We start from the raw sequence: 22,900 nt of genomic DNA, 5'->3' as shown, positions 1-22,900 counted from the left end.
CGGGGCCGCGTGGATCATCCAGCGGCCGCTCTCGGCGGTGCTGTCGTTCTGGACGGTGCGCTTCTTCATGGTGTTCACCCCCTCTCCGGGGATCCGTCGTGGACCGGGACCAGCGGCGTGGTGCGGGTGGCCGGGCCTTGCCGGTCTCACCGCTGGGCGGCCGGGGCCGCGTGGATCATCCAGCGGCCGCTCTCGGCGGTGCTGTCGTTCTGGACGGTGCGCTTCTTCATGGTGTTCACCCCCTCTCCGGGGATCCGCTGCCGACGAGGACCCGCGGCGTCGTCCGGGCGGCCAGGAAGGCCAGCCCGCCGACGGACGCCGCGGAGGCGAGGAGGACCAGCGCGAGCCGTACCGAACCGGCGGACGGCGTGGTCCGGACGAGCGGTCCGACGACGGCGGCGCCGGCCATCGAACCGACCTGCATGGCCGTGCCGAGCACCCCGGAGGCGGCTCCGCTCAGCCGGGCGGGCACGTCGTGCAGTGCGGCGGTCACCAGCGGCGTGAGCAGGAAGGCGTTGCCGGCCCCGATCACGCACATCGGTGCCACGAACTCCGGCCACCGCGCGCCGGTGCGCATCGCGGCGGCGGCCCACAGCATGCCCGCCACGGTCGCGCCGAGCCCGCCGAGCACCAGCAGCCTGCCCTCGACCCTGCCCGAGAGCCGGCCGGCCACCGGATTGAGGAGCATCGAACAGGCCGAGGCCGGCACCAGGACCAGCCCGGCCAGCAGCGCGCCGTAGCCCGCCACCGACTGGAAGTAGATCGACAGCAGCACCACCAGCCCGGTCACCGTGGTGGCGACGACCGCCCCGCAGGCGGTCATCCGGGTGAAGGCCCGGTCGGCGAAGAGCGCGAACGGCACCAGGGGCGCGTGCTCCTGCCGTCGCCGCTGCTGCGCCACGAAGCCGGCCGACAGCGCGGCCCCGGCCGCGAACAGCGCCCAGATCCAGCCGCTCCACCGGTACTGCGCGCCCTGGGTGACCGCGAAGCTCAGGCAGAGCAGCGCGGACGCCGCGAGCGCCGCCCCCGGCAGGTCCGGCCGCTGCCCGCCGGTCGGCCGGGCGTCCGGGATCGCCAGCCGCCCCAGCACCATCGCGGCCACCCCGACCGGGACGTTCACCAGGAAGACCCACCGCCAGTCGAGCGCGCCGACCAGCACGCCGCCCACCACCGGTGCCGCCACCGCGGCGACGCCGCCGACCGCGCCCCGGACCCCGAAGGCCGTACCGCGGCGCTCGGCCGGGAAGTGCCGCACCAGCATCGCCATGGTCTGCGGGGAGAACAGGGCCGCGCCGACGCCCTGGAGCACCCGGGCCGCGATCAGCTGGCCCGGCGACCGGGCCGCCCCGCAGGCCAGGCTGGCGACGGTGAAGACCGCCAGCCCGGTCAGGAAGACCCGGCGGTGCCCGAACTGGTCGCCCAGCCGCCCGCCGGTGATCAGCCCGGCGGCCAGCGCGAGGAGGTAGCCGCTGAGCGCCCAGACCGCCTCGCCGAGCGAGGCGCCGAGCTGCTCGCGGATCCGCGGGATCGCGACGGTGACCACCAGCGCGTCCAGCTGCGCCAGGAAGAAGGCCACCGAGACCACGGTCAGGACGGCCCAGGGCCGGCCCCGGACGGCGGTCGTCACGGCTGCCGCCAGATCATCGGCGGCACCTTGCCGGTGCGCTCGACCCGGGTCAGCCGGTCGACGCGGGCGACCGCCAGCGCCTCCGGGTGGTGCAGGGCGATGCCGAACAGCCGGGCGGACCCGTCCAGCAGGTGCTGCCGCAGCGCGGCCGGCTCGGCGGTGCCGGTGAAGTGCACCGCCAGCCGGCGCACCCCGTGCCAGGACTCCTCCTCGCGGACCAGTTCGAGCTGGGCCTGCGCCACCCCGGGCAGCGCCGTGGCCAGTTCGATCAGGTCGCCGATGGCCAGCAGGCTGCCGTGCAGCTTGAACGTGTCGTCGGCGCGGCCGAGCACCCGCAGGCCGTCGGGCCGCCCGCACCGGCAGTGTGCCGGGGCCAGCCGGTCGCCCAGCCGGTAGCGGGTCACCGGGACCGTCCAGCCCTCGCCGGCCCGGCTCAACAGGGCTCCCTCGTCGTCGGGTTCGATGATCTGATCCGGCATCAGATGGAGCGTCCGCAGGTCGCAGGCCGGTGTGTTGGTGGCGATCACATAGGTCTCCACCGCGCCGTAGTTGCCCCAGAACCCGGCCTCGGGGAAGGCGGCGCGCACCGTCTTCTCCGCGGCCTCCGTCCACGGCTCCGCCATCCAGATCACGGTGCGCAGCGGCAGGCTCCGGCCCGCGTCGAGCACGGCCTGCGCCAGGTCGGTCAGCGCGCTCGGCGTGGCCGCCACCGCGTCCACCCCGAGGCTCTCGAACGCGTCGAGCCAGTAGGCGAGTTCACCCGCCTCCAGCGGTCCGCTGGGCACCACCCGGCAGCCACTGCGCTCGGCGAGGGCCTGCATGTAGTAGTGCGAGGCCCACATCCGGCCCGGGGTGAACAGGTTCAGCAGGACGCTCTCGGGCCGCAGCGGACGCCACTCGCGGAGCAGCCGGCCGACCGCCTGGCCGTACGACACATAGGTGATCTTGGGCGGGCCGGTGGTGCCGCCGCTGGACAGGACGATCGATCCGGTGGGCGCGGTCAGCCGGAGGGAGACCTCGAAGATCTCGGCCGGGCCGGTCACCGCGAGGTCCGCCAGGCTCCCGGCGGTCGCCGGCACCGGCGCCCCGCCGTGCTGCTCCAGCTCGCGGGCCTGGTCCAGCACCCGCTCCCAGGGCAGCTCGCCGATGGTCACGACGCCGCCGCCGTCCTGGCCGCGTGGCCCGCGAGGTAGGCCCGGAACCGGTCCTCGACCATCTCGGCGGCGACCCGGTCCGAGTCCTCGTCCAGGCCGAACGCGGCCCCGCCGTCGAACTCGACCTCGGAGAGCCACTCCCGCTCGCCGTCGGAGATGAAGTCCACCGTGAAGTACGGGGTCGGCAGCCGCTCGGCGACATACGCGATGGTGCTCAGCATCCGCTCCGGCAGCTCCGCGTAGGCCCACTGGCGCTTGGCGCCGATGGTCCGGTTGACCATCCCGCAGTAGCCCTCCTTCCACCCGCTCAGGACGGCGCGGACCTGCCCCTCGACCACGTAGACCCTGGTCTCGCGCGGGTTCGCGATGTACGGCTGGGCGACCAGCGCGGTCTCCGAGCCGCCGGCCAGGCCGATCACCCCGCGCAGGTCGTGCACGTTGTGCACGACGGAGACGCCCAGCCCCATCGCCCAGTTCGCCGGTTTGACGAGCACCGGGAAGTCCAGCGCGTCCAGCGCGGGGTCGTAGTGGCCGGTCATCGCGTCCCGGCCGGTGCCGATCTTCACGGTGGGCATCGGCGGGATCGGGCTGCCGGCCAGGTGCAGCACGGTGGCCATCTTGTCCGCGACGATGTAGCTCAGCCGTGGCGGCATCGGCAGGTAGAAGCCGAGCCGCTCCAGGACGGTGTAGAGGAAGAGCTGGTTGGCCACGTCCTGGGTCTGGTGCGGCAGCGACCACAGCATGGTGACGAAGACCGTGTCCTCGGGCGTGACCCGCTCGCCCTTCAGGTAGACCTTCGGCCGGGCCGGGTCGGTGGCGTCCACCGAGACGTCCTCGGGCTTGTGCAGGCTCAGCTCCAGTGACAGGTTCTTGGCCAGCGACCGCAGGGTGTCCCAGACCGCGCGGTCCTCGTAGGCGCGCTGGTGGGCGCTGGCGCGTTCGGGGTAGATCCAGCAGACGCGGCGCACGGTGCTCTCAGGCATGGCTGACACTCCTCGCGATGAAGTCGGTGACCGTGCGGACGAAGTCGTCCGGCTGCTCGACGAAGGGCAGGTGGCCGCTGTCGGCGAAGACCCGCAGCTCGGCCCCGGGGACGGTGCCGGCCAGCCACCGGCCGACGTCCGTGGGGTAGACCCGGCTCCGCGCGCCGTGGACCAGCAGGGTCGGGACGGTGACGGCGGCGAGCCCGGCCCGGAAGTCCAGCCCGGCCGCGTCGGCGAACAGGGTGGCGCAGGCCTCCGGGGTCCAGCGCAGCGCCTCGGCGGTCAGCTCGGCGACCAGCGCCTCGTCCGGTTCGGTGCCGGCCGCGAACGAGCCCCGGACCAGGCTGTCGGCGAAGGCGGCCGGGTCGGTCAGGGCGGTCGTCCGCAGCCGCTCGACACCGGCCGGGTCCAGCCCGCCGAAGGCCGCGTGCGGCCAGCCGGGCCCGACCGTCAGCCGGGGCGACTGCTCGACCGAGACCAGCGCGGAGATCCGCCCGGCGCCGAAGCGGTCCAGGTACTCGTAGGCGACGGTGGCGCCGAGCGACCAGCCGAGCAGCACCGCCCCGCGCAGGTCGAGCCGGTCGACCACGTCGGCCAGCTCCTGGGCCGCCCGCCGGACGGTGGCCGGTCCGTGCCGGGGCAGCTCGACCGTCACCACCCGGTGCCTGGCGGCCAGTTCCCCGGCGACCGGGGCGAAGAACCGCCCGGTGGCGGCCAGTCCGGGGACGAGGACCAGCGGGGTCCCCGTGCCGTGCGGCTCGTACCCGGTCATGTCAGCCCCAGCCGCGCGCGCAGGGACGGCTTGTCGACCTTGCCGACCTCGGTCCGCGGCACCGCGTCGACCGGCTCGACGCGGCCGTGCAGACCGTGCCGGCGCAGCACCGCGCGGGCGGCGGTGGAGGCCTCGGCCACGCTGCCGCGCGGCCGGACCGCGACCAGTACCTCGTTCCGGTAGGCGCCGGGGTGCAGCGGCAGGCTCACCGCCTCGGCGACGGCCCCGGTGGCCTCGATCTCCTCGTCCAGCAGCGGCGCGAGCACCGGGCCGGCCGGGGTGGCCAGGGCGTCGGTCAGCCGGCCGAGGATCCGGTAGCGGCCGTCGGCGGTGCGGTGCGCCATGTCGCCGGTCCAGAACTCGGGGGCGCGGAACGTCCGGGCGTTGGCCGCGTCCTGCTCCAGATAGCCCTCGCTGGTGCAGTCCGAGCGGAGCACCAGCTCGCCGGTGTCGGGGGCACCGCCGGTGCCGGGCAGCGGGGCGATCCGGACGCCGACCCCGGCCACCGGGGCGAGACCGTCGCCCGGCGGGCCGTCCGCCATGTCGCCCAGCGCGAGGCCGAACTCGGTGGAGCCGTAGATCTCGCGGATCCTCAGCCCCAGGGTCTCCCTGGCCCGTCGGGTCACGGCCGGGCTCAGATACGCCCCGCCGCAGAGCGCCCGCCGGATCCCGGCCAGGTCCGTGCCGGGGGCGGCGGCGTCCGCCAGCTCCTCGTAGTGCCGGGGGAGCGCGCTCATCACGGTGGCCCGGTACCGCACGAGCTGGTGCAGCAGCACCCTGGGCGGGGCGTCCGGGTCGGCGAGCACCAGCCGGGCGCCGGAGAGCAGCGCGGCGAAGACATGCAGGTCGGTGGCGTGGGCGACGTCCAGGGTGTGTCGGCAGAAGACCACGTCGGTGTCCCGGATCGCGGTGTCGGCGATCCAGCGCCGCCGCTCCCGGACGAACGTGTCCTGGCGCCAGGCGATCCCCTTGGGGAAGCCGGTGGAGCCGGAGGACCAGAGCACCCGGAAGACTCCGGTGTGGGCGGGGGTGTCGTCCGCGAGCGGTTCGGCGGACGCCAGCCGGTCGAGCGGGACGGCGGCCGGGGCGTCCGCCGGAACGGCGCGGCGGGCGGGGGCGGTGGTGTCGGCAGGGGTGGCGGGGTCGGTGACCAGGAGGACCGGCCGGGTGAGCCGCAGTGCCTCCTTGGCCTCCGGCTCGGAGAAGCCGGTCAGCAGCGGGACGTAGTGGGCGCCCAGCCGGGCGGTGGCCAGGATCAGCGCCACGTAGCCGATGCCGCCGCGCAGCGCGTAGGCCACGCAGTCGCCGGCCCGGACGCCGTGCTCGGCCAGCCCGCCGGCGATCCGGTCGGCCAGGCCGAGGAGTTCGGCGTAGCCGGCCGTACCGCCGTCGGTCCGCTGGATCGCGCACGCGTCGGGACGGCGGTCCGCGACGGCGCGCACGGCCTGGTAGAGGCCCTCGGGCCCGGCGGCGGTCACAGTGCCCGCCAGCCCGCGTAGGTGGCGAACCGCCAGTCCTTGGCCAGGCAGTCGACCTGCTGGAACCCGGCCTCCCGCAGCCACGTCAGCTGCGAGTCTAGATCGGCGCAGATGTCGTACGCCATCCGCCGGCGCCCCGCGGCCCACTCCTCCGCCGGGGTGCCCGACGCGTGCACATGGGCCTCGTGCCGGTGGTCGTACATCGGCTCCAGGCGCGGACTCGGCGCGAGCAGCTGCTCCACGTTGACGAACACCCCGCCGGGCGCCAGCACCCGGTGGATCCGGGCGAAGAGGTCCCGTTTCTCCTCGTGCGGGAGGTGGTGGATCGCCAGGCCCGAGACGACGGCGTCGAACGGCCCGTCCGGCAGCGCGTCGGTCAACTCTCCGACCAGGGTGGCGATCCGCGGGTTGCCGCGGAACCGGTCGACCGCCTGGCCGAGCATCCCGGCCGAGTGGTCCACCAGCAGCAGCTCGGCACCGGGGATCCGGTCGAGCACGGCCGCGCTGAGCAGTCCGGTGCCCGCGCCGAGGTCCAGGATCCGGGGCCGTTCGGCGACGGTCAGCGCGACCGCGCCGGCCGCGCTGCCGTACAGCAGGTCGAAGGACGGGATCAGCCGGCGGCGCAGCGCGTCGAACGTCGTCGGGTCCCAGAGCTCGGGAAGAGTGGTGGTCCGCATGGTCGTTTCCTCCCGGGGTCAGACGTGCGCGGTGGACCGGCGGAGACCGAGCGGGCGCCGCCGCGGCCGCGCGTGCCGCGCGTCGCCGGGCCCCTGCCGGGTCGAGTGCCTCGGCTCGCCGCCGCGCACCGCGCGGTGACCTCTCTCGTCGGTCATCTCCGGTCCTCCGTACGCTTGTTGGCGTTCTGTTCGAGTACCTCGATGGTGCCCGCCGGGGCCGCCGCCGGGCAGAGAAGGAAGCGCAGCGACACCGGCAGTGCGCGGCACCCGTCAGGGGCGCAGCTCCAAGGTGCAGCACTTGATGCTGCCGCCGCCCTTGAGGAGTTCGGAGAGGTCGACCGGGCGGGGGCGGAAGCCGCGGGCGCGCAGCCGGGCGGCGAGGTGGTGGGCGGGTTCGGGGAGGTAGACGTCGCGGCCGTCGCTGAAGGCGTTGAGGCCGAAGACGGCGGCGTCCTCGGGGGTGGCGAGGAGGGCGTCGGGGAAGGTGCGGTCCAGCAGGGCCCGGGCGGCGGGGGAGAAGGCGGCCGGGTTGTACATGATCTCGTCGCCGTCGAGGACGGCGAGGGCGGTGTCGAGGTGGTAGTAGCGGGGGTCGGTGAGCTCCAGGCCGAGGACCGGGCGGCCGAAGAACTCCTGGGCCTCGCGGTGGGATTCGGGGGAGCTGCGGAAGCCGTGGCCGGCCAGGATCCAGCTGTCGGTGGCGAGGAAGTCGCCCGCGCCCTCGTTGACGTGTCTCGGGTCGCGGGTCTCGGTGAAGCCGCGGTCGCGGAACCAGTCGAGGTAGGCGGGGCCCTCGGCGGCGCGTTCGGGGTTGCGGAACCGGGCACCGAGGACCTTGCCGTCGATGACGGTGGCGCCGTTCGCCGCGTAGACCATGTCGGGCAGGCCGGGGACCGGGTCGATCAGCTCCACGGTGTGGCCGGCCTCGGTGTAGAGGGCGCGCAGGCGCTCCCACTGGGCCGTCGCGAGGTCGGTGTCGACCGGCCGGTCGGGGTTCATCCAGGGGTTGATCGCATAGCTCACCTCGAAGAACTCGGGGCGGCACATCAGGATGCGGCGCGGGCGCGAGGTCCGCAGGCGGGTGGGAGCGGCGGCGGGGGAGCTGAGGGCGAGGGCGGGGGCGGTCATGGGGGGCTCCGGGGAGAGGATCGGGATCGGCTGGATCGGGTCAGATCAGGCCGAGGCGGACGGCGTGGGCGACCGCGTGGGCGCGGTTGCGGGCCTGGAGCCGGGCCATCAGTTCGTAGATGACGTTCTTGACGGTGTGTTCGGAGCAGCGGAGCGTCCGGGCGATCACCGCGTTGCCGTGGCCCTCGGCCATCAGGTCGAGCACCGCGGCCTGGCGCGCGGTGAGCGGGGCCGGCGCGGCCGGCGGGGCCGCGGGCCGGACGGCGGGGGAGACGGCGTCGGTGAGCAGCTGGGCGAGGGCCGCGTACGGCATCCGGCCGTCGCCGTGGTGGGCGCCGTGCACGGCGGCGGCGAGGTGGGGCGGGGTGAGGCCGGCCGAGCGCAGGACGGCGGCGACGCCGACGTGCAGGGCCAGCCGCAGGCCGGCGGGCGTCACCGTGTCGCAGACCAGCAGCTGCGGGCGGTCGGTGGCCGCGCCGGTCCGGACGGCGTCCTCGACGCTGGGCGCGGCGGCCACCGTGACGGTGCCGCTGCCCGGGTGCGGGGAGGTGGCGATCCCGGCGTGGCCGAGCATCGAGGTGAGCCGGGGCGCGGCCGGGCCGGCGAGCACATGGGCGCGCGGGGCCGGGGCCTGCGGGGCGCGTTCGGCGAGGAGGGCGCTCACAGCAGGCCCGCCCGCAGCGCGTAGGCGACCGCGTGGGCACGGTTGCGCAGCCGGAACCGCTGGGTGATGTCGTGCACGACGGTGGTCACGGTTCTCTGGGAGTAGGCGAGTCGCTGGGCGATCTCGCTGGTCTCGTGGCCGTCGGCGACCATGCTCAGCACGGAGCGCTCGCGCTCGGACAGGCCCGCCGCCGCCCACCCGGGGGCGTCACCGGCGGCGCCGGAACGGTTGAGCAACTGGTCGAGCAGGTCCGGGGGGAGGGTGCAGTCGCCGCGGGCGGCGGCCAGCACCGCGCGGGACAGCCGGGGCGCGTCGGCCTCCCGGCGGCGCAGCAGGGCGCGGGCCCCGGCGGCCAGCGCGTGCAGCGCGTCACCGGGCGTCAGATCGCTGGCCACCAGGACGACGGCGGGCCGGCCGGCGGTGTCGCGGGTGGCGCGCAGCATGTCCAGCTCGGCCCGGGCGAACCGGTCCACGATCATGACCACCACCCGCGGCTCCGCGGCCGGGCCGCCGGGGGCGCCCGGGGTGTCCGGTTCCGTCACGGTCACGTCCGGGCAGGCGTACAGGGTGCTCTTGGTGCCGGCTTCCAGCACCGGGTCGAGGGCGACGACGCTGACAGGTACGGGTTCTCCCACCGGGTCCTCCGAAGGTCATCCGCCCGGTCGGGGCGGTGCGCGGGACAGGTACGGGCTGAGCGGGGCAGGGGTGCTGCGCAACAGCTGGTGGTACTGGACAGAGACTGCGGGCCGGCGGGTGGGGGTGGCATCGGGAGCGGCCCCCCAGCTTTGCCCGCGGCCGGGGCGCGGGGTGCGGACCGTACGGCGGCGGACCCCGGCGACCGGGTGCTCCGGGCCTGGTGACGGCGGGTCGGCCCCGGTGACGGCGGGCCGGGCCGGGCGGGGGCGGGCGGCGCCGCCCGGCCGCGCCGCCCGGTGGCCCCCGGTGGCCCGGCGCTCCCGCCCTGGTGGGGGCGGTCCCCGGGAGGCCGGTGCCCCGGGTGGGCGAAACCTGGGGGCTCCTGGGTAGTGGCGGGAGAATATGGGGAACCGGCCCCCATGTGGGGGGTGGGGGGCTCTGGGACGTTGGTCCTGTGACTGACACCGCCACTCCCCCCGACACCCGGACCCCGACCCTGCCGCGCTGGTGGTGGGCCCGCGGGCTGACCCTGCGCGAGCGGCTCGCCACGCCGGGCCTCCCGGTGGCCGGGCCGGCCGCGGCCCCGGGCCGCGGCCCCGGGCCGTGGTCCGCCGGGGACCGCGCCGGGTTCGCCGCCCGGCTGGCGAGCCTGGGCCTCGGCGACGGGCAGGCCTTCGCGCTCGGGGACGAACTGCCCGACCGCCTGGCCGCCCGGTCGGCCAAGCCGCGGTGGGCGCGGTACGTGGAGCGGGCGGTGGCCGGTGCCCCGGCGGCCGCGGGGGCGCCCGAACAGGCGCACGGCGAGGGCGTCGAGGTCTTCCTGCCGGTGCTGCGCCCGCTGATCACCCAGGCCTGGGCCGGGGTGGCCGCGCGGCTGCCCCTGCCCGAGGGCGAACACGCCGCCGTCCGGGCCGCGTTCGAGCAGCGGCTCGGCCACCAGCTGGTCCGGCGGGCGGCCCGGACGCTGGTCCGCGAGCTGAGCGAGGCCCGCGCCGAGGGCCGGCTCACCGGGGCCACCGGGCCGGAGCGGTTCGCCGCGTTCACCGCCGAACTCGGCACCGGGCCGGGGCTGTCCCGGCTCTTCACCCGCTACCCGGTGCTGGCCCGGATCCTCGGCGGGACGGCCGCCGACGCGGCCGAGGCCGTGCTGGAACTGGCGGAGCGCCTCCACACCGACCGCGCCGCGCTGGTCGCCGGACTCTTCCGGGGCGAGGACCCGGGCGCGCTGGTCCGGCTGGAGCTCGGCCGCGGCGACGCCCACCGGGGCAACCGCTCCGTCGCACTGCTGCACTTCACGGACGGCGGCGCCGTCGTCTACAAGCCGCGGCCGCTGGGGCAGCACGCGCTGCTGGACGAGGCGGTCGGCTGGCTCAACGGCAAGGTGGCCGGGCTGGGCCTGCGTACCCCCCGGTCGGTGCGCGGCGCCGGGTACGGCTGGCTGGAGTTCGTCGAGCACCACTGGTGCGGCTCGGTCACCGCGGCGGACCGCTTCTACCGGCGCCAGGGCGCGCTGCTCGCCCTGCTGTACGCGGTGGACGGCGCCGACATGCACTACGAGAACGTCATCGCCTCCGGCGACCAGCCGGTGCTGGTGGACGCCGAGACCCTGTTCCACACCGGCCTGCCGGCCGCCACCACCGCGGGCGCCGACCCGGCGGCCGGGGCGCTGGAGGCCTCGGTGCACCGGACCTGCCTGCTGCCGAACCTGCTGATCGGCGAGAACGGCGCGCTGGACATCTCCGCCCTCGGCCGCGCCGACAGCGGCGCGTACCCGAGCGACGGGCTGCGCTGGGAGGACGCCGGGACGGACACCATGCGGGCCGTCCGCGGACCGGTGGAGAGCCCGGCCGGGCAGAACCAGCCGCTGCCGCAGGGCCGGACGGCCGGGCACGCCGACCACCGCGCCGCGCTGCTGGAGGGGTTCCGGGCCGGCTACGACGCGATCACCGCGCACCGCGCCGAACTCCTCGGCACGGACGGCCTGCTCTGCACGGACGGGCTGCCGGGCGCGGCCGGCGCGCTGGGCACGGACGGGCTGCTGGGCCGCTGGGCGCACACGCCCGCCCGGCTGCTCGTCCGCTCGACCCGGCTCTACACGACCCTGCTGGACGAGTCCACCCACCCCGACCTGCTGCACGACGCGCTGGCCCGGGACTCGGTGTTCGCCGTGCTCTGGACGGAGTCCGCCGACGACCCGGCCCGGCAGCGGCTGATCGAGCACGAGATCGCCGAACTCTGGCGCGGGGACGTGCCGCTGTTCTTCCACCGCCCGGGGCGCACGGCGGTCTGGACCGGCCGTGACGTCCGGGTGGACGGGATCCTGCCCGTGCCCAGCCTGGTCGCCGTCCAGGGGAAGATCGCCGCGATGGACGAGGTGGACCGCCACGACCAGGAGTGGGTCATCTCCGCGACCCTCGCCGTCTCCAGCGCCAACTCGACCGACTCCGGACCCCGTTCGGAGCTGGCCCCGGTCCGGGTACCGGCCGTCGTGCCCGAGTCGCCCCGGCTGCTCGCCGCCGCCTGCGGGATCGCCGACGAGATCACCGCCCGGGCCGTGCACGGCGACGGCCGGGCCAACTGGCTGGGCCTGGAACGGGTGGCCGGGGCGCACTGGGCGGTGCTGCCGATGGGCGGCGGACTCGCCCAGGGCTACTGCGGGGTGGCGCTCTTCCTGGCCCAGACCGGCGCGCTCGCCGGGGCCCCGCGCTACACCGCGCTGGCCCGGGAGGCGGTCCGGCCGCTGCCGGCGCTGCTCTCCGCGCTGGTCACGGACCCGGAGCTGAGCGCCGCCGTCGGGCCCGGCGCCCTGAACGGGCTGGGCGGCATCGTCCACACACTGCTGCGGCTCACCGAACTGCTGGGCGGCGAAGGCGACCGCGACGGCGTCCGGGCCGAGCTCGACGGCTGCCTCTCCGACGCGCTGACCGCCCTCGCCCACGCCGCCGACGCCCTGCCCGACGGGCCCGGTGCCACCGGACCCGTCACCGGTCTGGCCGACGGCCTCGCCGGTGCGCTCGCCGCCGTGCTGCCCCTCTGCAGGGCGACCGGCGACCGGCGGGTGGCCGAGCGGGCGGCCGAGCAGGCCCGGCGCCTCGCCGACCGGCTGCTCGCCCTCACCGGGGCGGGCTCCGGGGCGACCGGCCTCGCCCACGGCGACGCGGGCACCGGCTGGGCGCTGCTGAGGTACGCCGCCGTCCGGGGTGAGGCGGGCGCGGACGGGCGGCCGTACGCCACCGCCGGGGCCGCGCTGCTGCGCCCCGCGCTGGACGCCGCGGTGCGGGCCGGGGCGGGCGGCGACCTCTCCTGGTACTCCGGCCTCGCCGGCGTCGCGCTCGCTGCGGCGGACACCCTGACCGACGCCGCGGTGGCCGACGACGCCCTGGCCGACGGGTTCGACCACTGCGTCCGCCTGCTCTCCGCCCCCGGCGGGAGCGACGACCTGAGCCTCGGCCACGGCACCCTCGGCGCGCTGGAGGCGCTGACCGTCCTCGCGGAGCGCGGCCACCCCGGCGCCCGGGACGCGCTCACCCACCGCACCGGCGAGGTGCTCGGCCTGATCGAGCAGCAGGGCCACCGCTGCGCGACCCCCGACCACGTGCCGTCCCCCGGGCTGCTCACCGGCCTCTCCGGCATCGGCTACGCCCTGCTCCGGCTGGGCTTCCCCGGGACCGTGCCCTCCGTCCTGCTGCTCGACCACGCCCCCCGGGCGACGAGCGGCCCGCACCGCACCACCCGCTGAACCTTCCGCCGCACCGCCGCACCTCCCCCGATCCGCTCCCCGTACCCGCGCAAGGCCACCAGAAGGGATCCACCCTCATGAACAAGCCGACCGCCACCGCCGCCACCGCTGCCACCACCGCTGCCGCCGCCGAGCAGGTCCAGGGCCAGGAGCAGGACCCGGCCGGCGGGATCCGCCTCTCGGGCCGCAACCGCGCCTGCGCCCGCGCCCGCGTCCTCGCCGGCATGGTGCTGACCAGCGGCATCGTGATCACCCTCAGCAGCCTGGACACCACGGTCTCCGCGCCGCACATCTGAGCACCCCGACGGATCGTCACGACGGATCGTCACGACGGATCGTCACGACGGCGGTGCGGGTCCGCGCAGGCAGCGGGCCCGCACCGCCGCGTCCCGTCCCTGCCGGGGCGGCACGCGGTCTGACGTTGAGCGGCCCGCATCAACTATGCTCACCGGTCATGCGTTCCCATGCGCCGTATGTCGTCGGACGTGACTCACAGTTGCGTTCCCTCCAGCAGGCGCTGTCCGACGCGCGGCAGGGGCGCGGCGGCGTCGTCTTCCTGGTCGGGGAGGCGGGTATCGGCAAGTCCCGCCTCGCGGCCGAGGCCGTGGGCACCGCCTTCGACTCCGGCATGCGCGTCCTGCGCGGCCGCAGCAGCACCACCGGGCCCACCGTGCCGTTCCGGCCGCTCACGGAGGCCCTGATGTCGCTGTTCCGCAGCGGGGAACCGGTGGACGACCTGGCCCTCGGCCCCTACCGGCCGGTGCTCGGCCGGCTCATACCCGACTGGAACACCGGCGACCACGAGAACAGCTCGATGGTCATCCTCGGCGAGGCCGTCCTGCGGCTGCTCATCGGCGCCGCCAAGGGCCGCGGCCAACTGCTGCTGCTGGAGGACCTGCACGACGCCGACCCCGAGACGCTCGCCGTGGTCGAGTACCTGGTGGACAACCTGGAGTACACGCCCGTGCTGCTCCTGGCCACCATCCGCACCGAGTTCTGCGACGCCCTCGACCTGGCCGGCTCGGCCCGCCGACGCGGCGTCGGCACCCTCATTGAACTCCCCCCGCTCACCCGCCCGCAGGTCCGCGACATGATCGCCGCCCAGCTGGGCACCGAGCCGGACGGCGTCCCGGAGACGGTGCTGGACCGGCTCTGCGACGACAGCACCGGCAGCCCGTTCCTGATCGAGGAACTGCTCCAGTCGATGATCAGCGGCGGCGCGCTGGTCCAGGGCACCGACGGCTGGCGGGTCGTCGGCGACCTGCGCAGCGACGTCTCCACCGCCCTCGCCCGCGGCATCCTGCGGCGGATCGACCGGCTCGGCCCGCAGGGCCAGACCCTGCTCTCCGCCGCCGCCGTGCTCGGCCGGCGCTTCCCGCTGACCGTGCTCCAGCGGATGACCGGCATCGACGACCGCAGCCTGCTCAGCCATCTGCACGCCGGGGTCGCCGCCCAGCTGGTCGTCCCCGACGAACCCGCCCCGGACTGGTACGCCTTCCGCCACCCGCTCACCGTGGAGGCGCTGTTCACCCAGCTCACCCCCGGCACCCGGGCCGAACTGGCCGGCCGGGCCGCCGACGCCGTCCAGGCCCTGCACCCCGAACTCACCGGCGAATGGTGCCCGCTGGTCGCCGGGCTGCGCGCCGAGGCCGGCGAACGCGCCGAGGCGGGCCGACTGTTCGCGGAGGCCGGCCGACGGGCCCTGGCGGACGGCGCGATCGGCTCCGCCATCACCCTGCTGGACCGCGCCGAACGGCTGCTGGCCGGCAGCGCCGACCCCGCCCGCCGGGCCGAGGTCCTGGAGTCGCTGCTGCCCGCGCTCGCCGAGGCCGGGGACTTCACCCGCGCCTTCGACCTCGCCGAACACCTGCACGCGCTCGGCGGCGCCGGCCTGAGCGCCCCCCGGCTCGCCGCGCTGCACACCCGGCTCGCCAAGGTCGCCCACACCGCGGGCCGTTGGGCCGACGGCAACCGGCAGATCGCCCGGGCCCGGGCCGTCCTCGGCCCGTCCCCCGACGATGCCGCCTCGGCGCCGGTCGACGTCGCCGCCGCCTACCTCGCGCTGGACACCCCGGGCCCCGACCGCACCCAGCAGGCCGAGAAGCTGGCCCGTTCGGCCGTCGAGGCGGCCCAGCGGCACGACCTGCCCACCGTCGTCTGCCAGGCCTGGGAACTGCTCGCCTCGGTCGCCCGCGAACGCGACCCCGCCGAGGCCCACGCCATGCTGGAACGGGCCCTGACCACCGCCGAACGCCACCGGCTGCCGCTCCAGCGGATGTACGCGCTCACCCGGATCGGCGGCAACGGCTGGCTCGCCGACGGCGACGCCACCGGACTGGCCACGGCCCGCGACGAGGCCCTGCGGCTCGGCTCGGCCACCATCGTCTACACCATCGACGGCATCCTGATCCTCGACTCCGTCCTGCGCGGCGAGTTCGCCGCCGCCCGGGCCGCCGCCGAGGAGTGCCTGACCGTCGTCCGGCGCCTGCGGCTCGCCCCCGCCGTCCGCTACGTCCTGATGGCGCGGGCGACCCTCGCCGCCCACCTCGGCGACCGGGCCGGGATGGACGAGGCGCTCGCCGCGTTCGCCGCCTGGGACGGCGCCGGCTCCCAGGAGGAACCGCTGACCCTCGGCCTCGCCCGGACGTTCTGCGCGCTCATGGAGGAGGACCGCGAGACCGCCCGGCGCGAACTGCACGCCGTCGGCGAACTCGAACGGGACAACCCCTCCACCTACTACCTCAGCGGCCGGCACGGGATCGGCCTGCTGCTCGACGTCCTGGACGGCCTGGACGGCCGGGCCGGCCGCGCCCGGCACGACGAGGCCGCCGCCACCGCGCCCGGCCGGATGCGCTGGAACCGCCAGTTCGTGCTGTTCGCCGACGCCGTCCTGCTCGGCCGCGAGGGCCGCCCCCAGGAGGCGGCGGCCGCCGTCGCCGAGGCCCTGCGCGCCGCCGAGCCCTACCCCACCACCCTCCACCTCGGCCTGCGGCTGGTCGCCGACGCCGCCCACGCCGACGGCTGGGGCGAGCCGGTGGCCTGGCTGCGCCGGGCCGAGCACCATTTCCACCAGCACGACGTCGCCGCCGTCGCCAACGCCTGCCGCGCCGCCCTGCGCCGCCTCGGCGCACCCGTCCACCAGCACCGCACCGGCACCAGCCGCATCCCCGAGGACCTGCGCGCCCTCGGCGTCACCGTCCGCGAGTACGAGGTCTTCGTCCTGCTCGCCGAGCGCCTGAGCAACAAGGACATCGCCGACCGCCTCTACATCTCCCCGCGCACCGTGGAGAAGCACATCGCCAGCCTGATCACCAAGACCGACGAGCCCAACCGCACCGCCCTCTGCGCCCGTTCGGCCGCCGCCGGGCCGGGATAGGTTCTGCGCTCATTGGTTCGCGTTCGTCGATCGCGTTCGTCACCGTTCTGGTGGCGGTTCATCAGATCGCGCGAACTCGTGGTTGTTCGCCGGTTGGGCCAGGTGGGCGTGGATACGCTCGGTCGCGTCGTCCGAATGGGGGCGGCAGCCCGTCGTCCCGGCCGTCGTGCGTTGGTGCGGAGTTCACGCCCGGGCAGTTCCCGTGGGAGTGGACATGAGTTCTGCAGGTCGTAAGACCATCGCGGTGATGACCGCGGCTCTGGCGTCGCTGGGCGCGGGGAGCGGTGTCACCGCGTCCGCGGCCACCCCGGCGGCCGCGCCGTGCAGCGGGGAGGAGTGCCCCAGCCTGAAGCCGACCAGGCTGACGGCCAGTCAGGCGAGCCTGAACATCACCCAGATGCAGCTGGAGAACATCTACGCGATGGCCAGCGACGCGGTGACCGGGCAGCCCATCCGCGGTGCGCGGATCGTGTTCGCCACCGTCGGCGGCCGGACGCTGGGCGCGGCCTACACCGACTACGACGGCGTGGCCGCGATCACCGCCCCGGAGAACCTGGGCCCCGGAACGCTCCAGGAGCTGCTGGGCGGTTACGAAGCCGCGATGGTCGGCGACGGCGTCCACGCCCCGGCCGGGGCCCACGGAGCCATCACCATCGGTACCGACCAGGGCCCCGGTGTCCCGGGCTCCCCGTGCGCCGTCTGCAGTGACCGCGGGCTCAAGCAGGACGTGGTCCCGGTCGACTGGAGCCGGTAGGGATGCGGCTCTTCCGCCGGCCGTCCCGGGCGGCCGACCACACCGTCCCGGCCCGTCGTCCGGCCGGGGCACAGGAGAACGGCGGGGTGGCCCCGGTCGGTGCGGTCAACGGCCACGCCGTCCTGGAGACCGTGGCCGCGCTGCCCGTCAGCACCTGGCGCTACCTCTGGGAGCCCGAAGACGTGCGCCACCTCGGGCCGATGGCCCAGGACTGGCACGCCGCCTTCGGCTTCAACCGGGACGACACCACCATCCCCGTCGTCGACGGCCTCGGCGTCGCCCTGGTGTGCGTCCAGGCACTGCACCGCCGCGTGGAAGAACTCACGGCCGAAGTGGACCGGCTGCGAGCAGCCGCGGGCGTGCACACGCCCGGGGCCGCGTGACGGCGGAGCCCAATCCCTGGGCGACTCGGGGGAGTCGGCCCCCGCGGAACCCTCGTCGCGATCCGGAAGGCAGGAAACCTTGGCACCACACGACACCGTGACGGGACCGTCCGAGGCGGTGGATCAGCGGTCGCCGGTGTGTACGGACGCGATCTGGCGGCTTCCGGTGACGGTCTGTCGCATCACCCAGTTCCTGGGCGAGCGGACGGCCGGCGCCCTCCTGGAGCGCGCCATCGCCTCCGCCGGCGACACGTTGAAGCCCTCCATGATCCGGGACCGGGAGGTGGTCCCCGACTTTCGCCGCTCCCGGTCGTGCCAGGACTTCGCCGCGCCCGAGTTGATGGCGGCCATCGACGAGGTCCTGGAGGCGGTCGAGCACACGCTGGGAGTCTCCTGCCGGAACACCGAACCCAGCTACAGCCTCAACGTGCACAACGACGGCGACTTCTACCGGCCGCACCAGGACACCAGCGCCGAGTTCTCCCCCCGGCGTCTGCTCACGTTCGTGTATTACCTGCATCGCACGCCCCGGCCTTTCGACGGGGGCGAGCTGCGGGTGTTCGACGCCGCCCTGCCGCTGTACACCGGGACGACCGGAAAGTGGGAGGAGCGCACCTGGCGGGACTGGGAGCCCGAGCACGACAGCATCGTGTTCTTCCGCCCCACCGCCTGGCACGAGGTCCGGCCGGTCGGCTGCCCGAGCAGGCAGCACGCGGACAGCCGCTTCGCCGTCAACGGCTGGCTGTGCAGCCCCGACCCCGCACGCGCGGAACGACGGCCGCAGCCACCGCGGCCACGGCCGGCAGGAGGTGGTGGGCCGGCCAGGTGAGCACGACGGACACCACGCCGGGATCGAAGTCGTCGTCCCGCTCGAAGTCCGGTCCAGCCTTGATGCCGTTGCCTGGCTCTCCGGGTTCCGCTGGAAGGTCGGCGCACCTGGCGGCGCACCCGCGGAACAGAGCCCGATCGCCGGCACGCCCCGCCAGGCGGCCTCAGAGTTGGACGGGCAGGTGGCGGGGGCCGCGGAGCATGGCGTTCTGCCGGTAGGGGGGCGGGTCCTGGACCAGGCGTGCTGTGCCGAGGCGGGAGATCAGCGCACCGAGCGCGGCCTCGGCTTCGATGCGGGCGAGTGGTGCGCCGTAGCACAGGTGAATACCGCTGCCGAAGCCGAGGTGCTGGTTGTCCGGGCGGGCGGGGTCGAACCGGTCGGGCTCGTGGAACCGCTTGGGGTCGCGGTTGCCCGAGGCCAGCGCGAGCACGACGGAGGTGCCTTCGGGGATGGTGGTGCCGGCGACGTCGATGTCGGCGAGGGGGACGCGTTCGCGCATGTGGACCGGGGGTTCGTAGCGCAGCAGTTCCTCCACCGCTCGCGGCAGCAGGTCCGGTTCGCGACGCAGCTGATCCAGATGCTCGGGCCGGCGCAGCAGGGTGAGCACCCCGTTGGTGATCAGGTTCACCGTGGTCTCGTGTCCCGCGATGAGCAGCAGCACGGCGGTTTCCGCGAGTTCTTCCCGGCTGAGCCGCAGGGCCGGGTCCGGCTCGTTGACGAAGGCGGAGAGCATGTCGTCGCCTGGACTGCCACGGCGCTTCTCGGCGAGGTCCACCAGGTACCGGCCCATCTCGCCCCGCGCCTGGTCGCCCGCCTTGTCCCGCCCGGTGGAGTCCTCTTCGGGCCTGACGTCGGCGGACGCGACGATCGCGTCGGACCACGCCCGGAAGAGCGGCTCGTCCTCACGTGGCACGCCGAGCAGGCGGCAGATCACCGTGACGGGCAGTGGGTAGGCGAAGTCGTCGACGATGTCGATCCGGTGGCCCGCCTGGAAGGGCTCCAGCAGTTCCTCGGTGAGCCGGGCGATCTCGTCGCGCATGGTATCGACCCGGTGCGGGCTGTGCGGGGGGCCGAACGGCCGCATGGCCAGGGTGCGCAGTCTGTGATGCTCCGGGTCGTCGAGCCGCAGGAACGGCGGCTTGTGCGTCGTCTCGCCACGGGTGCGGGGATCGACACTCATCCGTGGATCGTGGAGCAGGGCGGCGATCTCGTGGTAGGTGCCGATCAGGTAGCTGCCGTCCGCCTGCCGTACAACGGGACCGGCCTCGCGGAGTTCCGCGTACAGCGGGTAGGGGTTGGGGCGGTTCGCGTAGTCGGTGATCCGGGCCAGCAAGGTGTCGGAGTCCATGGTGGCTCCTCGTCGTTGGGCGGGACGTGGGTCAGCCGTTGGGCCGCACCACGGTCAGTCGGCGGTCGGGCAGATATCCGGTGAGCGCCACGGTGGGGCCGTGGGACAGCCTCTTCGGATCCGGCACGTCGGACGGGACCGGGATGTCCGCCGCGAGCGCGCGGTCCGCCGCGCCGGGCGGGGGCGGGAACGGAGCAGCCGTCTCGATCAGGTGCCGGTAGTAGTCGAGCGACTTGGCCATGTCGACGGTGACCGCCGCGGTGACCCGCCCCTGGTAGCCGTAGACCATCGCCAGACGGCGCGCCTCCAAAGAACCCTGGGCGATGACCACGTGGTCGGAGAAGGTGGGCACGCCCACCGACTTGATGTTGAGCCCGAACTGGGTCGACCAGAACGTCGGGAGGGCAAGGTGCGGGCGCCGCAGGGGCCCTGGGCTGACCATGTTGTGGGCCGCCACCCCGGCCTGCTCGACCGCGTTTCCCCAGTGTTCGAGGGAGAGCATCTGGTAACCGAACAGCGGGTGGGGGAAGCGGGAGACGTCGCCGGCGACGAAGAGGTCGTCAGTGACGATTCCGTACATGTTGAAGGCGCGGCACCCGGCGTCGCAGGCGATTCCGCGCGGGCCCGCCGCCAGTCCGGAGTCCGCCAGCCACTCGACGTTGCGGACCGCCCCCAACGCCACGACGCACACGTCCGCCTCGACGCGGCTGCCGTCGGACAGCTCCGCGCCGGTGAAGCGGCCGCTGTCGTCCCCGCGCAGGGCGGTGACCGTCACTCCGGTGCGCAGGTCCACACCGTGGTTGCGCTGCATGGCGGCCGCGAGTTTCGACAGGGTGCCGCCGAGCGCGCCCACCAGAGGTGCGGGACCGCGTTCGGCGACGGTGACGTCCAGTCCGCGTTCCCGGCAGGCCGAGGCGATCTCCGAGCCGGTGAAGCCGCCGCCGATCACCAGCACCCGCCGTGGCCCTGCGGCCAACCGCTCGGCCAAGCCGCCGGCGTCCTCGCGGGTACGCAGGGTGAACACCCCGTCCAGAGCGGCCTCCTGCGGGTTGGGCCAGGGCCGCGCCCTGGTCCCGGTGGCGATCAACAACCGGTCGTACGGCAGCGACTCGCCGTCGGCCAGCATCACCCGCTTCCCAAGGGGGTCCAGGCCGGTGGCGCGTACGCCCAGCCGCCACTCGGCGTCCGGATCCCGGCGCATCGGCAGCCCCGTGGTGTCCGCCGCCGCCAGGCCGAGCAGCACCTGCTTGGACAGCGGCGGCCGGTCGTAGGGCGGATGGGGCTCGTCGCCGACCACAGTCAGTGAGCCGGTGAAGCCCTCCTCCCGCAAGGCCTCCGCAGCCCGCAACCCGGCCAGCGACGCGCCGACGACGACGATCCGGCCCTCTTTCAGGTCACCGGTCATCGGCGCTCACCTCCTCACCGAGGAGGATGGCCTGGACCGGGCACGCCGCCGCGGCCTGGCGCACGCGCCCGACCTGGTCGTCGGGGACGGCCGGGGCGTACAGCAGTCCCTCCTCACCGTGCAGCTGGTACACCCCCGGCGCGAGGAAAACGCACTGTGCGTAGCCCTGGCAACGCGTGAGGTCCACAACGGTTCGCATCCCCATCCCCACCACTCCCTCTGCCGCCGCACCCCCCTCTCTCCCAGCATGGGACGAGAACCGGACGCTCGCACGGCGGCTGCCCGGGGACGCCGCCGCCGCCGCGGCGGCCGCCGAGCCGACCGCCCCGCCCACCAGTGCAGCGGTGGCCCGGCCCGCCGCGGTGCAGGCCGCCGCTCCCCGTGACGAGTGTGTGGAGCTCCTTCCCCGCCCGGGGCTTCCGGAGGGGAAGGCCGGCACCGACCCGGCGAACCTGTGCGGTCGGAGCAGCTAGCGCATCTCGCGGACGCGGCGGGAGGCGAGGACGGCGAGGCCGGTGAGGGTCAGGACGAGGGCGACGCCGGTGAACATCGCGCCGGTGCCGATCTGGGCCAGGGCGCCGCAGACGATCAGGGAGAGCGGCGCGGCCGCGTAGCCGAGGACCATGTCCACCGAGATCACCCGGCTGAGCACCTCCTGGGGGATGGTGCGCTGGATCCAGCTCAGGCCGAAGACGCCCTGGAAGCCGATGCCGAAGCCCATCGCCAGCACCGTGGCGACCGCGGCGGGCAGGCTGTCGAGCGCGCCGAGCAGGCCCATGCCGACGGCCAGCCAGCCGACCAGGGCGGCGATCAGCAGGCCCACCCGGGGGCGGCCGCCGACCGTGCCGCCGACCAGGGTGCCGAGCATCGCGCCGCCGGCCAGGGCGCCGTTGAGCAGGCCGAGGGTGGTCGAGCCGCCGTGCAGGGCCTCCTTGGCGAGGGTGGCGAAACCGACCGTGAACGGCCCGGCGTAGCAGAAGTTGACGGCGGTGTCGACGGCCAGCACGGTGCGCAGCCGCGGGTCCTCCCAGGTGTAGCGCAGGCCGACCCGGATCCGGGACCGGAGCGAGTCCTCGGCGGCCGGGGCGGCGGGCGCTTCGGGTACGTCGGCAGGGTCGCCAGGGTCGGCCGCCGGGCGGCGCGGGAGGGTGCGGACGCGGGAGACGCAGAGGCCGCAGAGGGCGAAGCAGACGCCGTCCACGACGAAGGCGACCGGCGCGTCCGAGACGGCGACCACCAGGCCGCCGACGGCCGGGCCGAGCACGGCGGAGACCCGGGTGCCCACGCCGAGCAGCGCGTTGGCCGGGGTGATCAGCTCCTTCTCCACCACCGACGGCAGGATGGAGACCCGGGCGGGCTGGAAGAAGGCGTCGACCACGCCGAAGGCGGCGGCCGCGGCGCAGAGCATCCAGACCGTCAGGGTGCCGCTCAGCCCGGCCAGTCCGACCGCCGCCATCAGGGCGGCGCGGGCCCAGCTGGAGGACATCATCAGGGTGCGGGTGGACCACTTGTCGCTGAGCGAGCCGCCGACCAGGGTGAGCAGTGCCCGGGGGACGGCCTGGAAGGTGAGCACATAGCCGAGGGCGAGGGTGGAGTGGGTGAGGCTCAGGGTGATCCAGGAGAACGCGATGTAGCTGAAGCCGTCGCCGAGCAGGGAGAGGGACTGGCCCAGCCAGAGCAGCCGGAAGGAGGGCAGCCGGGCGGGTGCCCAGAGCCGTGGGCCGGCGCCTGCCAGTGTGGTCGTCGCCATGGTCGGACCTTTCGTCGGGCGCGTGGAGGGCGGGAGGAGGGCGGGAGGAGGAGCGGGAGAAGGAGAGGGAGGGAGGAAGGTGCGGCAGCGCCGGGGGGGGGGGGGGGGGGCCCCCCCCCCCGCGGGCCCCCCCCCGGGGAGGCCGGGGGGGCCCCGAAACGCCCGGCCCGGGGGTGAAGCGCCCGGTTTTGACATTA

The 22,900-nt window shown here is 75.2% G+C and carries 19 protein-coding genes; 6 read left to right on the top strand and 13 right to left on the bottom strand.

The annotated features are described in order from the left end of the window. Positions 1 to 235: 235 nt before the first annotated feature. From ACIO5D_RS10105 to ACIO5D_RS10065, 9 genes are all read right to left on the bottom strand, one after another. Positions 236 to 1,627 (bottom strand): DHA2 family efflux MFS transporter permease subunit, encoded by a 1,392-nt coding sequence (locus ACIO5D_RS10105; protein WP_363604228.1) that lies wholly within the window; start codon positions 1,625 to 1,627, stop codon positions 236 to 238. After that, positions 1,624 to 2,781, bottom strand: coding sequence for an AMP-binding protein (locus ACIO5D_RS10100; protein WP_400794674.1), 1,158 nt, complete (start codon positions 2,779 to 2,781; stop codon positions 1,624 to 1,626). Before ACIO5D_RS10100 ends, ACIO5D_RS10105 begins: the two co-directional genes overlap by 4 nt. Next, positions 2,778 to 3,764: a RimK family alpha-L-glutamate ligase gene (locus ACIO5D_RS10095; protein ID WP_400794672.1), complete on the bottom strand. Its 987-nt coding sequence runs from the start codon at positions 3,762 to 3,764 to the stop codon at positions 2,778 to 2,780. Before ACIO5D_RS10095 ends, ACIO5D_RS10100 begins: the two co-directional genes overlap by 4 nt. Further along, on the bottom strand, positions 3,757 to 4,536 hold the full coding sequence (locus ACIO5D_RS10090; protein WP_400794670.1) for an alpha/beta fold hydrolase: 780 nt from the start codon (positions 4,534 to 4,536) through the stop codon (positions 3,757 to 3,759). Before ACIO5D_RS10090 ends, ACIO5D_RS10095 begins: the two co-directional genes overlap by 8 nt. Beyond that, positions 4,533 to 6,014, bottom strand: coding sequence for a class I adenylate-forming enzyme family protein (locus ACIO5D_RS10085; protein WP_400794668.1), 1,482 nt, complete (start codon positions 6,012 to 6,014; stop codon positions 4,533 to 4,535). Before ACIO5D_RS10085 ends, ACIO5D_RS10090 begins: the two co-directional genes overlap by 4 nt. Then, entirely contained in the window at positions 6,011 to 6,691 is a 681-nt protein-coding gene (locus ACIO5D_RS10080) for a class I SAM-dependent methyltransferase (protein ID WP_400650236.1), read from the bottom strand. The genes ACIO5D_RS10085 and ACIO5D_RS10080 overlap by 4 nt, the downstream gene beginning before the upstream one ends. Before the next feature lie 270 nt (positions 6,692 to 6,961). Continuing rightward, entirely contained in the window at positions 6,962 to 7,819 is an 858-nt protein-coding gene (ddaH, locus tag ACIO5D_RS10075; protein WP_400794666.1) for a dimethylargininase, read from the bottom strand. A gap of 40 nt (positions 7,820 to 7,859) precedes the next feature. Continuing rightward, a complete protein-coding gene (locus ACIO5D_RS10070; RefSeq protein WP_400794664.1) occupies positions 7,860 to 8,483 on the bottom strand; it encodes a response regulator transcription factor in 624 nt (207 codons plus the stop codon). Next, positions 8,480 to 9,118 carry a helix-turn-helix transcriptional regulator gene (locus ACIO5D_RS10065; RefSeq protein ID WP_363604239.1) on the bottom strand — a complete coding sequence of 213 codons (639 nt, stop codon included), beginning with the start codon at positions 9,116 to 9,118 and terminating at the stop codon, positions 8,480 to 8,482. Before ACIO5D_RS10065 ends, ACIO5D_RS10070 begins: the two co-directional genes overlap by 4 nt. A 455-nt stretch (positions 9,119 to 9,573) precedes the next feature. On the opposite strand from ACIO5D_RS10065, the gene ACIO5D_RS10060 reads away from it, so the two are divergent. The 6 genes from ACIO5D_RS10060 to ACIO5D_RS10035 all read left to right on the top strand — a co-directional run bounded on the left by ACIO5D_RS10060 (position 9,574) and on the right by ACIO5D_RS10035 (position 18,200). Beyond that, the gene (locus tag ACIO5D_RS10060) at positions 9,574 to 12,858 is read left to right on the top strand and encodes a type 2 lanthipeptide synthetase LanM family protein (protein WP_400794661.1); all 3,285 of its coding nucleotides are present in this window, start codon (positions 9,574 to 9,576) and stop codon (positions 12,856 to 12,858) included. Positions 12,859 to 12,935: 77 nt separating this feature from the next. Then, positions 12,936 to 13,154 carry a hypothetical protein gene (locus ACIO5D_RS10055; RefSeq protein ID WP_363604242.1) on the top strand — a complete coding sequence of 73 codons (219 nt, stop codon included), beginning with the start codon at positions 12,936 to 12,938 and terminating at the stop codon, positions 13,152 to 13,154. A gap of 158 nt (positions 13,155 to 13,312) precedes the next feature. After that, positions 13,313 to 16,234: an AAA family ATPase gene (locus ACIO5D_RS10050; protein ID WP_400794659.1), complete on the top strand. Its 2,922-nt coding sequence runs from the start codon at positions 13,313 to 13,315 to the stop codon at positions 16,232 to 16,234. A 214-nt stretch (positions 16,235 to 16,448) separates the two neighbouring features. Then, entirely contained in the window at positions 16,449 to 16,988 is a 540-nt protein-coding gene (locus ACIO5D_RS10045) for a hypothetical protein (protein ID WP_400794657.1), read from the top strand. 2 nt (positions 16,989 to 16,990) lie between these two features. Next, positions 16,991 to 17,371: a tail fiber domain-containing protein gene (locus ACIO5D_RS10040; protein ID WP_363604251.1), complete on the top strand. Its 381-nt coding sequence runs from the start codon at positions 16,991 to 16,993 to the stop codon at positions 17,369 to 17,371. Positions 17,372 to 17,537: 166 nt separating this feature from the next. Then, complete coding sequence (locus ACIO5D_RS10035) at positions 17,538 to 18,200, top strand: 2OG-Fe(II) oxygenase (protein WP_363604252.1); 663 nt, start codon at positions 17,538 to 17,540, stop codon at positions 18,198 to 18,200. A 163-nt stretch (positions 18,201 to 18,363) separates the two neighbouring features. Here the strand turns inward: ACIO5D_RS10035 and ACIO5D_RS10030 are convergent, their stop codons facing one another. The 4 genes from ACIO5D_RS10030 to ACIO5D_RS10015 form a co-directional block, all read right to left on the bottom strand. Next, positions 18,364 to 19,548 carry a cytochrome P450 gene (locus tag ACIO5D_RS10030; RefSeq protein WP_400794655.1) on the bottom strand — a complete coding sequence of 395 codons (1,185 nt, stop codon included), beginning with the start codon at positions 19,546 to 19,548 and terminating at the stop codon, positions 18,364 to 18,366. Between the two features lie 31 nt (positions 19,549 to 19,579). Next, a complete protein-coding gene (locus ACIO5D_RS10025) occupies positions 19,580 to 20,953 on the bottom strand; it encodes an NAD(P)/FAD-dependent oxidoreductase (protein WP_400650213.1) in 1,374 nt (457 codons plus the stop codon). Then, positions 20,943 to 21,152 carry a ferredoxin gene (locus ACIO5D_RS10020; RefSeq protein WP_363604257.1) on the bottom strand — a complete coding sequence of 70 codons (210 nt, stop codon included), beginning with the start codon at positions 21,150 to 21,152 and terminating at the stop codon, positions 20,943 to 20,945. The genes ACIO5D_RS10025 and ACIO5D_RS10020 overlap by 11 nt, the downstream gene beginning before the upstream one ends. Before the next feature lie 270 nt (positions 21,153 to 21,422). Then, entirely contained in the window at positions 21,423 to 22,703 is a 1,281-nt protein-coding gene (locus tag ACIO5D_RS10015) for an MFS transporter (RefSeq protein ID WP_363604259.1), read from the bottom strand. Between the last annotated feature and the right edge of the window lie 197 nt (positions 22,704 to 22,900).

The organism is Kitasatospora sp. NPDC087315 (assembly GCF_044744345.1).
Taxonomy (GTDB): Bacteria; Actinomycetota; Actinomycetes; order Streptomycetales; family Streptomycetaceae; genus Kitasatospora.
This window is presented reverse-complemented; position numbering and strand designations above follow the sequence as displayed.

Coding starts and splice junctions, on each gene's coding strand:
- ACIO5D_RS10015 (WP_363604259.1), bottom strand. CDS start 22,703: ATGGCGACGACCACACTGGCAGGCGCCGGCCCACGGCTCTGGGCACCC.
- ACIO5D_RS10020 (WP_363604257.1), bottom strand. CDS start 21,152: ATGCGAACCGTTGTGGACCTCACGCGTTGCCAGGGCTACGCACAGTGC.
- ACIO5D_RS10050 (WP_400794659.1), top strand. CDS start 13,313: ATGCGTTCCCATGCGCCGTATGTCGTCGGACGTGACTCACAGTTGCGT.
- ACIO5D_RS10040 (WP_363604251.1), top strand. CDS start 16,991: ATGCGGCTCTTCCGCCGGCCGTCCCGGGCGGCCGACCACACCGTCCCG.
- ACIO5D_RS10025 (WP_400650213.1), bottom strand. CDS start 20,953: ATGACCGGTGACCTGAAAGAGGGCCGGATCGTCGTCGTCGGCGCGTCG.
- ACIO5D_RS10055 (WP_363604242.1), top strand. CDS start 12,936: ATGAACAAGCCGACCGCCACCGCCGCCACCGCTGCCACCACCGCTGCC.
- ddaH (WP_400794666.1), bottom strand. CDS start 7,819: ATGACCGCCCCCGCCCTCGCCCTCAGCTCCCCCGCCGCCGCTCCCACC.
- ACIO5D_RS10080 (WP_400650236.1), bottom strand. CDS start 6,691: ATGCGGACCACCACTCTTCCCGAGCTCTGGGACCCGACGACGTTCGAC.
- ACIO5D_RS10090 (WP_400794670.1), bottom strand. CDS start 4,536: ATGACCGGGTACGAGCCGCACGGCACGGGGACCCCGCTGGTCCTCGTC.
- ACIO5D_RS10095 (WP_400794672.1), bottom strand. CDS start 3,764: ATGCCTGAGAGCACCGTGCGCCGCGTCTGCTGGATCTACCCCGAACGC.
- ACIO5D_RS10030 (WP_400794655.1), bottom strand. CDS start 19,548: ATGGACTCCGACACCTTGCTGGCCCGGATCACCGACTACGCGAACCGC.
- ACIO5D_RS10045 (WP_400794657.1), top strand. CDS start 16,449: ATGAGTTCTGCAGGTCGTAAGACCATCGCGGTGATGACCGCGGCTCTG.